Here is a 13,511-nt window from a genome sequence, read left to right on the forward strand (position 1 = left end):
CAAACTGCAAAAACGCTGTCCGTTCCCGCCTTTCGCTAAATTCGTTAAAACAAAGCGGTTCAACTTGGCTCAGACAGACTTCAAAAACGTCCCGCGGGAGATCAAAGAACCCGCACCGGGAACTCCGGTTTTAGATTGGTGGGACGGTATTTACGACAAGGTGTTCATCGCCCTGAACCCTTTTGTGAGATGGCCCGTTGTCGAAAGCGTTGTCGCCAATAAAGTGACAGTTATCGACGGCAAAAAATATGTGACCGCAAGCGTCTCTGGCGCTGATGGCTTTGACGAAGACCAGGCCACACATGCGAAGAAGTATGGCGAAACCACTCGATGGTCTGACGTACATGCAGCTGTCTGTCCAGAAGTCCCATTCGAGATATTCGCACAGTGTGTCTGGATCTCATCATGTTTGGGCCGCCGGAAGGACGTACCGTCGGAGATTCAGGAGGCAATCGGGGACTACTGTTTCACCCACGCACTATTCCTCCCTCAAGACGATATTCCGGAGCCTGCGCTCGAACCTCAAATAGGCCGCTTTCTCGCAGCACTCGATATAACTTCTGTTGATGTCTATGACGAATTCAGAGCAAACGTATTCCGTTGTGGCGTTGAAGCGTTTTCACAAGATAGTCCAAAGATACGCCTGCCGCAGGCGATCACAAGGGACACGTACTACTGCATCCACTCCAAGGAAGCTGGCTTGGTCATGACGTGGGAGTTCGATGGTGTCGAAGCCTTCATCGGATTAACAAAAAACGCCCTAACCAATGCACGGCCCGAAGACTACTTCGAAGGCTTTTATGCCGATGCAAACACGTACTCGGATTGGGCAAACCCGCTTGACTTCTGTCCGCGCAAACCTCCATCCAAACCGTTTAGTTAGCAATCAATTGATGGCGAGCATATTCAAAAGGGCCGTCTAGCATTTATCCATATCCCACCCCAGTCATCCCCGGCACGACCGGGGATCCAATCCCCTTCTCCCCACTGGCCAGAGATCTCCATTTCCTGGTGGAGCCGCGTCCGACCCGGTGAAAAAACACTCCGTTTGATGGATACGGGCATTGGATCCCGCATCATGTGCGGGATGACGGCTTCAAGTTGCCGTGAGACCTAACCAATTCCTTCGTCATTGCCCGGCTTGACCGGGCAATCCATGCCGTAACCTTGCCTCAAAGTGCACATGATCGAGTAGAAACGAAACGGGATAGATCACCGGATCTAGTCCTGTGATGACCGCGGAGGATGCGTTCCGGGACGCATCGCGGCGGAGGCAGACGGTATCAGATGGACCAGCCCGTCCTGCAATTCTCCGTGACCGGAAAGGCACCGGCTTGCCAAGCTCTTCGGCACGGTTCACATAGGATACTCCGAAATTTCAATCTGGTAGCAGGGACAGAAGATGTCAGAACCTCAAGATGCAGCTGCGCTGCGGGCCATTAAACCTGTCATCTGTTATCCGCCGGAAACCCTGCCCGCTCCCAATCTTGAGCTTTATGCCAAGGCGCGTGAAGGCGCTGAGAAAATCGGGGAAGTGACCGTGCCGCCGCGCGAAGCGGCCTCAATCGACGTCCCTGAGGGCTGTTTTTTGAAGATCACCTCGATAGAGGGACCCCAAGTCGGCGATCTCAATCTGTTCAACAGCGCAGATCTTTCTGAGCGGTTTTATTCGGGCAAAACCCGGGCGCTGCACGGCACTCATGTAACAACCGGAGACCGGCTCTGGTCGAATTTCCCGACGATGCGGCCTCTGGCGACGGTCACCACAGACACGCTCAATTGGTACGGCATCGATGAATTCGGAGGCTCGGTCCACGATGTCATCGGCACCCGCTGCGATCCCTATACCGGCCGGGCGCTTGGCGGACCCGACTATCACCACTGTTGCCACTCGAACCTCACTCGGGAACTCGCCCAGGCGAAAGGATTGAGCCTTGAAGAGGCCGAAGCCCACGTGCATGACGTCCTCAATGTCTTCATGTGCACCGGCTTTACCCGGGACACCGGCCAATACTTCATGAAAGCCAGCCCCGTGCGGCCCGGCGATTATCTGGAGCTCTTTGCAGAAATCGGACTGCTGGCGGTGATGAGCGCGTGCCCTGGCGGTGATTGCGGGTCGGAACACTCCAGCGACACCGCCCCCTGCCACCCGATGCTGATGGAAGTTTTTCGGCCTCAGACCGGCACTTTGAGCGGCTGGCAGTCCCCTGCTATCAATCCTTACGACCGCAGCCACGGCCTTTGACAGGCAGAATCACTTTTTGACAAAGCGGCAATCTGTGCTCTGCATCACCCTTTTTGCTGCCGTACAGTTGTAACTTTTGCGTGCGTGTCCGGGTTTTTCTTATCTTACGCGCGGTTTCTGTTGCCCAATTGGTACAAAAACCAGCGCATGAGCCGCGATCACGGACACGTGAGATAGGAAAATTGCTGTGCTTGCGCCATTATTGTTAACAGTGCGGCAAGGACGCTTTTTTATCTTTAGAGAATAGATTCGCACCTTCGTAAGAGGGCTGGGCGCTGATGGGGAAACACTATGAGAAAACTTTTTTATCTGGTAGCGGCGCTTGTGGCGGGAGCGGTGATGCTTCAAGCACCTGCGTTTGCACAAGGCACATACTTTGATCCGGTAGCCCAAAAATGGCTCACCATGAAATATCATCCGGGCGGACCGTCTCCGATCAAGCGCAAACGGGTACGCTATGATGGGCCGTACAGCCCTGGAACAATCGTAATCGACACATCTGAGCGCCGCCTCTATCACGTTCAGTCCAACGGCCGGGCCATGAAATACGGCGTCGGTGTTGGCAAAGACGGTTTCCAGTGGGCCGGTACACACCGCGTGACCCGCAAGGCCGAATGGCCGAGCTGGACGCCGCCGGCACAAATGCGGGCTCGTGAGCGCCGCAAAGGCCGGATCCTGCCGGCCTACATGGAAGGCGGCCCGAACAACCCGATGGGCGCGCGTGCGCTATACATCGGATCAACGCTTTACCGCATTCATGGCACAACTGAGCCGTGGACCATTGGTTCTGCCGTTTCATCCGGCTGCATCCGCATGGCCAACGAAGACGTCATTCATTTGTACAAGAATGTTGGTGTCGGCACGAAAATCGTCGTCAAGCGGTAACGCTTTTCCGACCAAGACCAGAAAAAGCCGGGCCATTTGGTCCGGCTTTTTTGTTTGGGTTCGCGGTCTAGAGTATCCGTTTTGATCAAGCTGGTTGGAGTTGGGCGTCTAGCAGGGCGACAGCTGCGGCCTTGGCCGCTTCGGCCGGATCTGGATCAAAACCCATATGGGCGGCAACGATGGCCCCTTCCTTCAAGACCAGGATCTGCCGCGCCAAGAGCTCAGGGTTACGGGCGCCCGCCTCCACTGCGATCTCGGTAAAGGCCTTTAACAGCAGCCGCTTGTGTTCGGCCGACTGAACATAGGCCGGGTGGTCGGGCTCCTGAAACTCAGACGATGCCTTAATGAACATGCAGCCGCGAAATGCCGGCTCGGAAAACCATTCCTTCAAGACATCAAAACACGCCGCGAGCTTTTCTTTCGGCGCGGCTAGTTTTTCGTCGAGACGGCGGAAAAACCAGTTGCGGAAATTTTCGTCACGCAGCCGCAAGACCGCAAGAATCAGTTCGTCCTTGCTGCGGAAATGCTTGAACATGGTGGTTTTGGAGATGCCAGTTTCTGCCACCAATCGGTCCATTCCGGTGGCGTGAAAGCCATCCCGGTAAAAGATCGTCAGTGCTTTGCGCACCAGTTCATCACGTTTGCTTGGCCGCATGAGGTTCCTTTCTGTACTAATCTGTAAATAGATATTTTCCTGCCATCTCGCAAGTCCCCTCAAAAAGACCGTGCGAAAATGACGACCGGATACCCCACGCCGCCAAGTACATTTTATCGAGATGACAAAGGCAAAATCTTCAAGAAACACGGACGCACACAGCCTCACGGTATTTGCCTTATCGGCGAAAATTTTCCGAACACACTCTTGACTATGTGTACAGATTTGTACATATAAAATTCATAACTGAACAAATCGGTACTTACCATTCTGTCCATTTACTGAAAGGCGTTGTCATGTTTTCGATGAGACCGGCCTACCCTCCCGGAATTTATGCGCTTGGCGCCGTGACCTGCCTTCTTCTCTTGACCCTTCACGTCCTGCGTCCAGCTGGCGAAGACCAGCCTGCAGACCATCTAACCACCGCCCCATTTCACCACATTCTCGCCATGGAGCTCCCACTTGACTGAGACCCGTCCCCCGTTGCCACCGTTCACCGAAGAAACGGCCCGGCAAAAAGTCCGCGCAGCGGAAGATGCCTGGAACAGCCGGCAGCCGGAAAACGTCGCGCTTGCCTACACCCCTGACACCCAATGGCGGAACCGCTCGGAATTTCCGCAAGGCCGCGCGGAGGTCGCCCGGTTTCTCACTCGAAAATGGCAACGCGAACTGGATTACCGCCTCATCAAAGAGCTTTGGACGTTTGCGGGCAACCGCATTGCGGTCCGTTTTGCCTATGAATGGCGAGATTCGGATGGCCAGTGGTTCCGCTCCTACGGCAACGAAAACTGGGAGTTTGCCGAGAGCGGCCTGATGCACCGGCGTTTTGCCAGCATCAACGACCTCAAGATTTCCGAAGCTGAGCGCAAGTTCCATTGGCCGCAAGGCCCACGGCCCGCTGACCATCCGGGCCTCAGCGATTTTAATCTCTAACCACCTCCGGGAGGGAGCATGTATGGCCCGCGCATTTTCAGAAATCGCCTTCACGAAAACGGTGCGGGCCATACAGGAGCAAAACGGTTCGCGGCGCAGCTACGCGCCCCTGGACGACCCTGAGATTGATCCTGGCAACCGGTTTACGACAAACGAGACCCGTTTTGTCGAAGCCAGAGACGGGTTTTATCAGGCCACGATTTCGGAAACCGGATGGCCCTATGTCCAGTTTCGCGGTGGACCAATCGGATTTTTAAAAGTCCTGGATCCCACCACCCTCGCCTATGCCGATTACCGCGGCAACCGGCAGTACATCAGCACCGGGAACCTGACTGATAACCGCAATGTCTGTCTGTTCTTGATGGACTATCCGAACCGCACCCGATTGAAAATCTGGGCGACAGCGGAACAAGTCCCGCTCAAAGACAATGAAAATCTTTTAGACCACGTGCACGACAGCACTTACAGGGCGCTTCCTGAACGTATCATCCGCTTGAAACTCCAGGCCTTTGATTGGAACTGCCCGCAGCACATCCCGCAGCGGTTCACGCTGGCAGACCTGGCTCCCGGCATCAACGAATTGCGCAGCCGGATCCGTGAATTGGAAGAAGAAAACGAAGAGCTCAAAAGCTTCCTGAACACAAAACAACCTGTCGCGGAATAAGCAATCTTTCAGTCTTTTCAAAAACCTGACATCAGGGGCAAACTATGTTTCTTGTTCCAATGCACCGCTGGATCCTAGTAGCGGGCTTTTTTCTTTTTGGCATCCTTCTTCCCGCGTCCGCCCTGGCTTCAGCGGATACCACTTGCCTTACCGGATCCCCTCTGAATGCAAGAGCTCGAACAACCGACAGCCCTCCGCTCAAGATCAGTGTCGCAGGCAACCCAGATGGCGCCACGCTATTGCTCCTCACACAGTCCGAAACCTCGCCCCTCAGGGCAACTGCTCGGCGCTTGTCGCGAGATCATCTGATTATTCGTCCCTGTGTCCCGGCAAATCTTGTGCTCGATCGCAAGGGCTTGGAACAAAATGCCCAACAGCTTGTAGAGACGTTCAGAGCGAATGGGTTTTCCAGATATGTGCTCGCCTTCGATGCTGAATTTTCTGATTTGGCAGCCCGCATATTGGAGATTTCTGGCCAAAAACTTGCCGGCCTTATCGGCAGTAAAGCGTTGGGTGGCTATCAGTCTCAAAACCGCTTGGCCAAATTGGTGCGCACCTATTGGCCAGACATCGAGCCGCATCTCTTCCAATCCATGCAAACCGTCATTACGGCCGAAGACGATCGGATCCAGGCGACCGTTGGTTTCCATCAGCCCACCGCGGCTGACCCGGATGCCACCTGGTCGGCTCAGTTTCTACTTAGAACCTATTCTAGTGCGGAGAGACACGCGCCGACTGGCACTACGGCTGGTTTGATCGAAATGCTCGGACCGGACTGGGCGGAATTGACTACGGCAAGAGTTTTGCCGGTGCTTATCTATCTGCCGGCAAATGCCTCTTCCTATGCAAATCAGACTATGCTGTTTTCACAAAAAGCATCTTCTTTTCTCAGCCGCCGGTCCAAGCCGGAAAGGGTTCCGGCAAAAATCAAGACCGCGTCCAACTAAGGCCAAGGTTAGCGGCTGAGGCCTTTGTCACCCAGTTCCTGCAGATATCCACCCCAGTGTTTGGAGCGTTCGGTCGCCAGTTCGTTCAAGTAGGTCCAGCTGAAAATTCCGGAATGATGCATGTCGTCGAAGTGAATGCGAACCGCATAGTTGCCGACCGGATCGATCTTCATGATTCCAACGTTCTTTTTTCCCGGCACCGTCTTTTTCTGGGATGGATCATGGCCCTGAACCTCGGCAGATGGAGAACACACACGTAGGTATTCCGCACTCAGATCATGGCGTTCGCCATCGTCAAACGCGACTGTGAGCGTCTTGCGGTCCTTGGAAACCCGCAGCTCAGTTGGCCAGGGCGTTGATTTGTCGGTCATCGTGTTTTTTTATCCGAAATCTCTAACAAAGGCTGCGCGACGATACCGGCACCGTGTTGCGGGTCAAGCGGCATTTTGTCCAGCTAATTTGACCGCTTCATACTCTGCAAGCGCAGCTTGACGGGCTTTGCAGTGATCGACGATCGGCAAAGGGTACGTCTCACCAAGCTGAACACCGGCTTCTGATAGTATTGAAGGCGGCGCTTCGAACGGCGCAAACAGATATTGGGTCGGCAAGGCTCTCAATTCCGGCACCCAGCGGCGCACATAGTCCCCATTCGGGTCAAACTTGTGCCCTTGCGAGATCGGATTAAAGATCCGGAAATAGGGCGCGGCATCCGCGCCGGATCCGGCCACCCATTGCCAGCTTGCTGAATTGTTGGCCAAATCCGCATCAACCAGTGTATCGCGGAACCAGGCTTCGCCGTGTTTCCAATGAATGCGCAGGTGTTTGATCAGAAAACTTGCCACAATCATCCGCACGCGGTTGTGCATGTAACCTGTCTGCCAGAGTTCCCGCATACCCGCATCCACCATCGGATATCCGGTCTGACCGCATTGCCAGCTTTCGAGATCTTTTACGCTGTCGCGCCAGGGATAAGCATCGAAGGCCGGACGCCAGTTTTTCTCCGGCAGATCCGGAAAATGATAGATCAGATGATAGGAAAACTCCCGCCAGGCGATTTCGGACAGGAATTTCATACCGTCCCCGGCCAAAGCCGGATTGTTGGCCATCGCATACTGCGTGGCCGACCAGATTTGGCGCGGTGAGATTTCGCCAAAATGCAGAGGCGCGGATAAACGGGACACATTCGGCAGATCTGGCCGGTTTCGTTTGTCTCCATACCCACCAAGACCGCTTTCCAAAAACGCAATCAACCGCTTCTGGGCACCCTGCTCTCCCGGTTGCCAGATTATCTCCCAGCCCGCTGCCCAGTTCGGCTTCTCCGGCTGCAAATCGAGTGCGCCCAAGCCTTCACCGTCGGCATAGGCTGTAAACACGATTTCTTCAGGTGCTGCGAGAGGCGCTGAAACGGCGAGCTGCTGCGCGGCCTTCCAAAACGGCGAATAAACTTTGAACGGGCTGCCTGTCTTAGTGGCCAGTTCCCAAGGCTCAAACAACAGTGACGCCTTGAAACTGCGCACGTCTATGAATTGAGCTTTCAGGTCCGCTTTCAGATCGGCATCGCGTGCAATGGCATGCGGTTCATAACAGCGGTTCCAATAAACGCTGTCCGCTCCGCTTTCCTGCATAAGCTGCGGGATCAGATGCCTTGCGCAGCCGCGTAGAATGATGAGACCCGGTAGGTCTGCTTTGAGCGCTGCCAGGCTGTGGTGCAACCACCATTTGCTCGCGCCACCTAAGGGATGGCTCTCGCCAATTTGATCTGGCGGCTCGTGAATGTAGACAGGCAGAACTGGGCCCCGCCGGGCTGCTTCAAAAAGTGCAGGGTTGTCCGAAACCCGTAAATCCTGCCGGAACCAAACGATTGTCGTCATTGAGCCTCTTTTCAGTTTGATTGATTACGCTTGCAAGCCGGATCGGATCATTTCCTTTCCACTTCTGCCCCCTGCTCGGTCCACAAAAATCAAATTTGTTGACACACTTGATTTGGTGCGACTTCGGACTATATAGTTCGATATCGCACTTTATAGGAGCTTGCCATGACTGTATCTCGCCGGAAAACCCTCGCCCTGCTGGGTGGCGGCCTAATCCTTGCCGCAACCGCCTCGGCTGGTGCGTTTGTGGCGACACGATCTCCAGAGAAGGCTCTCCAACCCTGGGAGAAGGCTGGTACCTATGATGACCCGCGCCTGTTTGCGTTGTCCTATGCCTTGCTCGCGCCAAACCCGCATAACCGCCAGCCCTGGCTGATTGAGCTAACTGGAGACGACGCCTTCCGCCTTCACCGGGATGAAACCCGCGACCTGCCGCACACCGATCCCCATCTTCGCCAGATTTTTGTTGGGCTTGGCTGTTTTCTGGAACAAATGGCGATTGCTGCAACCATCAAGGGCTTTGAGGCGCAGATCGACCTCTTTCCAGACGGGTTGGATGGCCCGATTGCCGATGTGCGTCTCATAGAAGGAGCAAAAGCCGACCGCTTGGCCGATCACATCATGGACCGGCGCTCGTGCAAGGAACCTTTTCAGGAAAAACCTGTTCCTACTGCTTTGCAGGATGAACTTCGCCAATACGGATCTGTCTGGACGAAACCTGGCGATGTTGCCCGGATCAAAACCTTGACCTGGGACGCCTGGATGACGGAAATGAACACCCACCGCACCTTAAAGGAAAGCGTTGAACTAATGCGCATGGGTAAAGCGGAAATCAATGCCAATCCCGATGGGATCGATCTTGGCGGCCCCTTCCTGGAGAGCTTGATGCTGGCCGGAATTCTTACACGCGAAAACCAGCTTGATCCGACCTCAACCGGTTTCCAGGAGGGTGTCAAAATCTACACAGAAATGTTGAATGCGACGCCGGCCTATATCAGTTTGACAACCGCGGGAAACACGCGTTTTGAACAGATTGATGCAGGCCGCCGCTGGCTGCGGCTGAACCTGGAAACAACCCGTCTTGGCCTTGCTTTGCATCCGGTCAGTCAGGCGCTGCAGGAATTTGAAGAGATGGCGCCGCATTATGCCGAGGCACATCGTCTACTTGCCAAACCCGGCGAAACAGTACAGATGCTGGGACGCTTGGGCTATGGTCCAGCAACACCCCGGTCGCCGCGCTGGTCGCTCGAAACACGGATAATGAATGGATAACAGCTCGCGGCATACGCTCTTCAGCTTCTTCAATGAAGTCGGTATCATTGCACAACTAAGCCGGGCCGCCATGGAAGCCCGGCTGCCGGACGGGCTGACCTTGCCGCATTTCAGTGTCATCAACCATTTGATCCGGGTGAAAGACGGCCAGACACCGCTTGCGCTGGCCAAAGCCTTTCAGGTTCCCAAAACCACTATGACCCATACGCTCAGCGGATTGATTGATCATAGGTTCGTGGATATCCGGCCCAACCCAAAAGATGGTCGGAGCAAAACCGTCTGGCTCACAGAAACTGGTAAAAACTTCCGGGAAGATGCGATCAGGTCGATCGATCCTGATATGGCCGCGCTCAAAGACGCAATTCCGGAAGAAAGAATCGCCGAGATCTTGCCGCTACTGGCCGAAGTCCGCGCCTTTATGGATGCGTATCGGGACTAAAGACCCCATTTTATTGGCACGCAAGATTATGTGCTGCCATGTAATCCCACCTTTGTACCGGACCGATTCAAAAGGATCCCCGGCGCAAGGCCGGGGAAACGTTCTGCAAACAATTGTAGCGGAAAGATTAGGCCGGTACCGGGATTTTGGCTTCTTTGCGCAAGCGGCCGAAATGCTCGTCCCAACCAGCATCCAACGCGCTTAACATCATAAAGGCTGCTTCGCCGGCTGCATTCTCGATGCCTTCGTGTGTCAAGGTGACCCGTGTCCCGCCAGCAGCTTCCTCTAGGACCCAGCTGACCGTCGTCAACGCACCCTGAAGCTGCTCAAAGGTAAACGAATAGACCAGCCGGTCGAACGGTTTCATCTCCAGGACCGTTCCCCAACACACGCGGGTCATATCCTTGTGCTGGTTAAGCAACGTATATTCACTACCTTCCTTCAAATCCTCTTCAGCTGGATGAAACCAGCGCGTCAGCTTGTCCTTCTCCGTCAGAAAAGCCCAGACCACATCCTTGGGGGCATCGAGAATGATTGTTTTGGTCAATGTTGTTGCAGTCATTCCTTGGTCTCCTTTTGCTCTTTCATGTCCTTGGCAATTTCACGCTGCAGTTTGGAAAGTTTGCTGTCCCAGAAGCGGTCGAAGTATCCCAGCCACTCGAAAGCCGATTTCAGCGGTTCGGGATTAAGTTCATTGCGCCGTTCACGGCCATGAACCCGGGTTTTGATCAACCCGCCCTCTTCCAGGATCGTCAGATGTTTGTTGATCGCCGTGCGCGAGATTTCGAAACGGTCGGCAATATCAGCTATCGCCAGATCCTCATCCGCCAAATGCAGAAGGATCTGGCGCCGGGTTTGATCCGAAAGTGCCCGGAAAACGGCTTGTGGTCCGGAATTCATATCGCCTCCACTATGTAACACCATTTGGTGTTATTTATATGTCACCTTTTGGTGTCACTTCAAGAGGTAGCAAAAAAAAATTCTCAATACCTCAATGTGCCGGCGTTTGATCGAAGTCACCGCCTGGAACGCGAATTCGTGCTTTAGGACAATTTGACAGACCGAAACTGGCAAGTTTACCGTCTGTCTGAAAAAGGATGGTCCGCTCCGCTTTCATTTGAACTCGGCGCGGAGAACTCCATATGATAGCCGGAAAGAACCGGTGGCGCGTGGGAGAGACATACGTGACAGACATTGAGGCTCAAAAGGCTGCTCAAGCCGCAACTGGCAGCCGGAAAACGGTTGCGCCGATGATCGATCCTTTCGGCCGTGCGGTTTCCTATCTACGGGTTTCAGTCACAGACCGCTGCGATTTCCGTTGTGTCTATTGCATGGCGGAAGACATGACCTTCCTGCCAAAGCGCGAAGTTCTCAGCCTGGAAGAACTGGACCGGCTATGCACAGCCTTTATCGAAAAGGGTGTACGCAAGCTGCGGCTGACCGGCGGCGAGCCGCTGGTGCGCAAGAATATCATGAGCCTGATCCGCAACCTCGGACGGCACCTGGACACTGGCGCGCTGGAAGAACTGACGATCACCACCAATGGCTCTCAGCTCGCCCGCTACGCCGATGAACTCTATGACTGCGGTGTGCGGCGGATCAATGTCTCTATCGACACGCTCGACCCGCAAAAATTCAAGGCCGTCACCCGCTGGGGCGATCTGGGCAAGGTTATGGATGGGATCCGGGCAGCGACTGAGGCAGGCCTGTCCATCAAGATCAACATGGTCGCGCTGAAGCAGGTCAATGAGCATGAAATCGTACCCATGCTGGAATGGTGCCACGAGCATGGCCACGACCTGACCCTGATCGAAACCATGCCCCTTGGCGAGATCAACGAAGACCGGACCGATCAATATCTGCCACTGTCGACCGTACGCGAGCGCCTCGCGCAGCAGTTCACCCTGACGGACATACCTTATAAAACCGGCGGCCCTGCGCGTTATGTCACGATTGGGGAAACCGGTGGCCGGATGGGCTTCATCACACCGATGACGCATAATTTCTGCGAAAGCTGCAACCGAGTCCGGGTAACCTGTACTGGCCAGCTTTATATGTGCCTCGGCCAGGATGATATGGCGGACCTACGGGCGCCTTTGCGGGCATCGGAAGGGAATGATCTTTTAAGCGATGCCATCGATGAAGCCATTGGCCGCAAGCCAAAGGGCCACGATTTTGTCATCGACCGGACAAGCAACCAGCCGGCAGTCTCACGTCACATGAGTGTGACGGGCGGGTAGTCTCCAAATTTCAGAGAATTCAATTCTACTAACCGGCGTACTGATGTGCGCCGGTTTTATTATGTATTGGCAAACTCATTTTGCTGTTTTTCGCCGGCATATACAGCTGCCACCGAAATGATGCCGCCAACTCCGCCGACGAACATGACCAAGATCATCGACATTTCATCACCGCCGGCGACACCTGCAGAAATCATGTAGGCCACAAGACTACTGACAACGGCCCCGACGCCAACTTGAAAGAAACTGACCAACCCGGCGGCCGTTCCGGCGAGCTCCGGCCGAACACTCACCGCGCCAGACTGCGCACTCGGAAGACTGATGCCATTGCCAAGACCAATAAAGAACATTGGAAGGAAAAAGAGCGGTCCGTTCAAACTGTCGGTTAGAGTGCCGGCAAGCAGCAACGACACACCAAAAAATCCAATCACAGCCCCGCCTGCGATCATGCGGATAATTCCGACCCGCGCGGCAATCCGTCCGGTAATATAGTTGCCGAGAATGTAGCCCAGCGACACCACCATCAAATAGAGGCCGATTTCCTTCGCCGTTAGTCCAAAGGAACTGACCGCAACAAAGGGTGCCCCCCCCAAATAGGCGAAATACAACCAAGCCATGAGGACGGCGACCGCGCTAAATGCCCAGAACATTTTTTCCCGGCATAGCAAATAGTAGCTGTTCCCGATTTTCTTCACACTGACCGGCGCCTTGTTGTGAATGGTTTCCGGCAGATGTGACCAGGAAAAAATGGCGACCCCAATCCCAAACACAAGCATCAAGATAAAGCCGCCCTGCCAGCCGTACTGCTCATCTAAAAAGCCGCCGACTGCTGGGCCGATAGTGGGAGCGACCGCCATACCCATTGTCACATAGCCGATCATACTGGCGGCTTGTTCCCTGCCGTAAACATCCCGCACCATAGCCCGTGCAAGCACAAGACCCGCACCGCCACCAAAAGCCTGAATTATCCGGGCGCCGATCAAAAACTCGACGGTTGGTGCCAGCAAGCACAACGTGCTTCCGATCACAAAGAGGAACATTCCGGCAACCACTACCGGACGACGGCCATATTGGTCCGAAATTGGCCCCAAAATGATTTGGCCGACTGCGATGGCAATAAAGTAGAACGCCATCGTCAGTTGGATTTCTCCCGCTGACGCCTCAAATGCCTTCATCATACCATCCATGGATGGCAGATAAATGTTCATTGCGAAGGGAGACAGGCTTGATATTGCCACGAGGATTGCAACGGACGGTATCCGTTTCGAATCGCCAGAGGGCTGTGCAGTCAGTTCAGTGGCCATAAAAAACGATCTTTCTACTGAACATAGACCTTAGAAACGACCGCTCAGGAAATCAA

At 54.5% G+C, this 13,511-nt stretch carries 16 protein-coding genes; 10 read left to right on the forward strand and 6 right to left on the reverse strand.

Annotation, left to right across the window (positions count from 1 at the left end):
• Nucleotides 1-64: 64 nt before the first annotated feature.
• From FJ695_RS19580 to FJ695_RS19590, 3 genes are all read left to right on the forward strand, one after another.
• On the forward strand, nt 65-883 hold the full coding sequence (locus FJ695_RS19580; protein WP_141187006.1) for a hypothetical protein: 819 nt from the start codon (nt 65-67) through the stop codon (nt 881-883).
• 519 nt (nt 884-1,402) lie between these two features.
• Complete coding sequence (locus FJ695_RS19585) at nt 1,403-2,245, forward strand: DUF1989 domain-containing protein (RefSeq protein WP_141187007.1); 843 nt, start codon at nt 1,403-1,405, stop codon at nt 2,243-2,245.
• Nucleotides 2,246-2,536: 291 nt separating this feature from the next.
• On the forward strand, nt 2,537-3,130 hold the full coding sequence (locus FJ695_RS19590; protein WP_141187008.1) for a L,D-transpeptidase: 594 nt from the start codon (nt 2,537-2,539) through the stop codon (nt 3,128-3,130).
• An 85-nt stretch (nt 3,131-3,215) separates the two neighbouring features.
• Here FJ695_RS19590 and FJ695_RS19595 read toward each other — a convergent pair whose 3' ends face one another.
• On the reverse strand, nt 3,216-3,785 hold the full coding sequence (locus tag FJ695_RS19595; protein WP_141187009.1) for a TetR/AcrR family transcriptional regulator: 570 nt from the start codon (nt 3,783-3,785) through the stop codon (nt 3,216-3,218).
• A gap of 296 nt (nt 3,786-4,081) precedes the next feature.
• On the opposite strand from FJ695_RS19595, the gene FJ695_RS28060 reads away from it, so the two are divergent.
• Genes FJ695_RS28060 through FJ695_RS19610 form a run of 4 tightly spaced genes read left to right on the forward strand, consistent with a single transcriptional unit; the run spans nt 4,082 to nt 6,329 of the window.
• Nucleotides 4,082-4,255, forward strand: a complete 174-nt coding sequence (locus FJ695_RS28060) for a hypothetical protein (RefSeq protein ID WP_168206430.1) — start codon at nt 4,082-4,084, stop codon at nt 4,253-4,255.
• Nucleotides 4,248-4,718, forward strand: coding sequence for a nuclear transport factor 2 family protein (locus FJ695_RS19600; protein WP_141187010.1), 471 nt, complete (start codon nt 4,248-4,250; stop codon nt 4,716-4,718). The genes FJ695_RS28060 and FJ695_RS19600 overlap by 8 nt, the downstream gene beginning before the upstream one ends.
• A gap of 22 nt (nt 4,719-4,740) precedes the next feature.
• Nucleotides 4,741-5,382, forward strand: a complete 642-nt coding sequence (locus tag FJ695_RS19605; RefSeq protein ID WP_141187011.1) for a pyridoxamine 5'-phosphate oxidase family protein — start codon at nt 4,741-4,743, stop codon at nt 5,380-5,382.
• A gap of 44 nt (nt 5,383-5,426) precedes the next feature.
• Nucleotides 5,427-6,329, forward strand: coding sequence for a hypothetical protein (locus FJ695_RS19610; protein ID WP_141187012.1), 903 nt, complete (start codon nt 5,427-5,429; stop codon nt 6,327-6,329).
• 8 nt (nt 6,330-6,337) lie between these two features.
• Here FJ695_RS19610 and FJ695_RS19615 read toward each other — a convergent pair whose 3' ends face one another.
• A complete protein-coding gene (locus FJ695_RS19615; protein WP_141187013.1) occupies nt 6,338-6,700 on the reverse strand; it encodes a gamma-butyrobetaine hydroxylase-like domain-containing protein in 363 nt (120 codons plus the stop codon).
• A 63-nt stretch (nt 6,701-6,763) separates the two neighbouring features.
• A complete protein-coding gene (locus tag FJ695_RS19620; RefSeq protein ID WP_141187014.1) occupies nt 6,764-8,200 on the reverse strand; it encodes a deoxyribodipyrimidine photo-lyase in 1,437 nt (478 codons plus the stop codon).
• A 165-nt stretch (nt 8,201-8,365) separates the two neighbouring features.
• On the opposite strand from FJ695_RS19620, the gene FJ695_RS19625 reads away from it, so the two are divergent.
• Together FJ695_RS19625 and FJ695_RS19630 are read left to right on the forward strand one after the other, a co-directional pair.
• Nucleotides 8,366-9,472 (forward strand): twin-arginine translocation pathway signal protein, encoded by a 1,107-nt coding sequence (locus tag FJ695_RS19625; protein ID WP_141187015.1) that lies wholly within the window; start codon nt 8,366-8,368, stop codon nt 9,470-9,472.
• A complete protein-coding gene (locus FJ695_RS19630) occupies nt 9,465-9,911 on the forward strand; it encodes a MarR family winged helix-turn-helix transcriptional regulator (protein WP_141187016.1) in 447 nt (148 codons plus the stop codon). The genes FJ695_RS19625 and FJ695_RS19630 overlap by 8 nt, the downstream gene beginning before the upstream one ends.
• Nucleotides 9,912-10,038: 127 nt before the next feature.
• Here the strand turns inward: FJ695_RS19630 and FJ695_RS19635 are convergent, their stop codons facing one another.
• Together FJ695_RS19635 and FJ695_RS19640 are read right to left on the reverse strand one after the other, a co-directional pair.
• A complete protein-coding gene (locus tag FJ695_RS19635) occupies nt 10,039-10,473 on the reverse strand; it encodes an SRPBCC domain-containing protein (RefSeq protein ID WP_141187017.1) in 435 nt (144 codons plus the stop codon).
• Entirely contained in the window at nt 10,470-10,811 is a 342-nt protein-coding gene (locus FJ695_RS19640) for a helix-turn-helix transcriptional regulator (protein WP_141187018.1), read from the reverse strand. The genes FJ695_RS19635 and FJ695_RS19640 overlap by 4 nt, the downstream gene beginning before the upstream one ends.
• 350 nt (nt 10,812-11,161) lie before the next feature.
• Here FJ695_RS19640 and moaA point away from each other — a divergent pair, with 350 nt between their 5' ends.
• Complete coding sequence (moaA, locus tag FJ695_RS19645) at nt 11,162-12,151, forward strand: GTP 3',8-cyclase MoaA (protein ID WP_247653878.1); 990 nt, start codon at nt 11,162-11,164, stop codon at nt 12,149-12,151.
• Between the two features lie 59 nt (nt 12,152-12,210).
• Here moaA and FJ695_RS19650 read toward each other — a convergent pair whose 3' ends face one another.
• On the reverse strand, nt 12,211-13,455 hold the full coding sequence (locus FJ695_RS19650) for a multidrug effflux MFS transporter (protein ID WP_141187019.1): 1,245 nt from the start codon (nt 13,453-13,455) through the stop codon (nt 12,211-12,213).
• Nucleotides 13,456-13,511 lie beyond the last annotated feature (56 nt).

Origin of the sequence: Labrenzia sp. PHM005 (assembly GCF_006517275.1) — a bacterium.
Lineage (GTDB): Bacteria > Pseudomonadota > Alphaproteobacteria > Rhizobiales > Stappiaceae > Roseibium.

Excerpts from the sequence above, each read along its gene's own strand:
- FJ695_RS19585 (WP_141187007.1), top strand. The coding sequence starts at position 1,403 with ATGTCAGAACCTCAAGATGCAGCTGCGCTGCGGGCCATTAAACCTGTC.
- FJ695_RS19590 (WP_141187008.1), top strand. The coding sequence starts at position 2,537 with ATGAGAAAACTTTTTTATCTGGTAGCGGCGCTTGTGGCGGGAGCGGTG.
- FJ695_RS19595 (WP_141187009.1), bottom strand. The coding sequence starts at position 3,785 with ATGCGGCCAAGCAAACGTGATGAACTGGTGCGCAAAGCACTGACGATC.
- FJ695_RS28060 (WP_168206430.1), top strand. The coding sequence starts at position 4,082 with ATGTTTTCGATGAGACCGGCCTACCCTCCCGGAATTTATGCGCTTGGC.
- FJ695_RS19605 (WP_141187011.1), top strand. The coding sequence starts at position 4,741 with ATGGCCCGCGCATTTTCAGAAATCGCCTTCACGAAAACGGTGCGGGCC.
- FJ695_RS19610 (WP_141187012.1), top strand. The coding sequence starts at position 5,427 with ATGTTTCTTGTTCCAATGCACCGCTGGATCCTAGTAGCGGGCTTTTTT.
- FJ695_RS19615 (WP_141187013.1), bottom strand. The coding sequence starts at position 6,700 with ATGACCGACAAATCAACGCCCTGGCCAACTGAGCTGCGGGTTTCCAAG.
- FJ695_RS19620 (WP_141187014.1), bottom strand. The coding sequence starts at position 8,200 with ATGACGACAATCGTTTGGTTCCGGCAGGATTTACGGGTTTCGGACAAC.
- FJ695_RS19625 (WP_141187015.1), top strand. The coding sequence starts at position 8,366 with ATGACTGTATCTCGCCGGAAAACCCTCGCCCTGCTGGGTGGCGGCCTA.
- FJ695_RS19630 (WP_141187016.1), top strand. The coding sequence starts at position 9,465 with ATGGATAACAGCTCGCGGCATACGCTCTTCAGCTTCTTCAATGAAGTC.
- FJ695_RS19635 (WP_141187017.1), bottom strand. The coding sequence starts at position 10,473 with ATGACTGCAACAACATTGACCAAAACAATCATTCTCGATGCCCCCAAG.
- FJ695_RS19640 (WP_141187018.1), bottom strand. The coding sequence starts at position 10,811 with ATGAATTCCGGACCACAAGCCGTTTTCCGGGCACTTTCGGATCAAACC.
- moaA (WP_247653878.1), top strand. The coding sequence starts at position 11,162 with ATGATCGATCCTTTCGGCCGTGCGGTTTCCTATCTACGGGTTTCAGTC.
- FJ695_RS19650 (WP_141187019.1), bottom strand. The coding sequence starts at position 13,455 with ATGGCCACTGAACTGACTGCACAGCCCTCTGGCGATTCGAAACGGATA.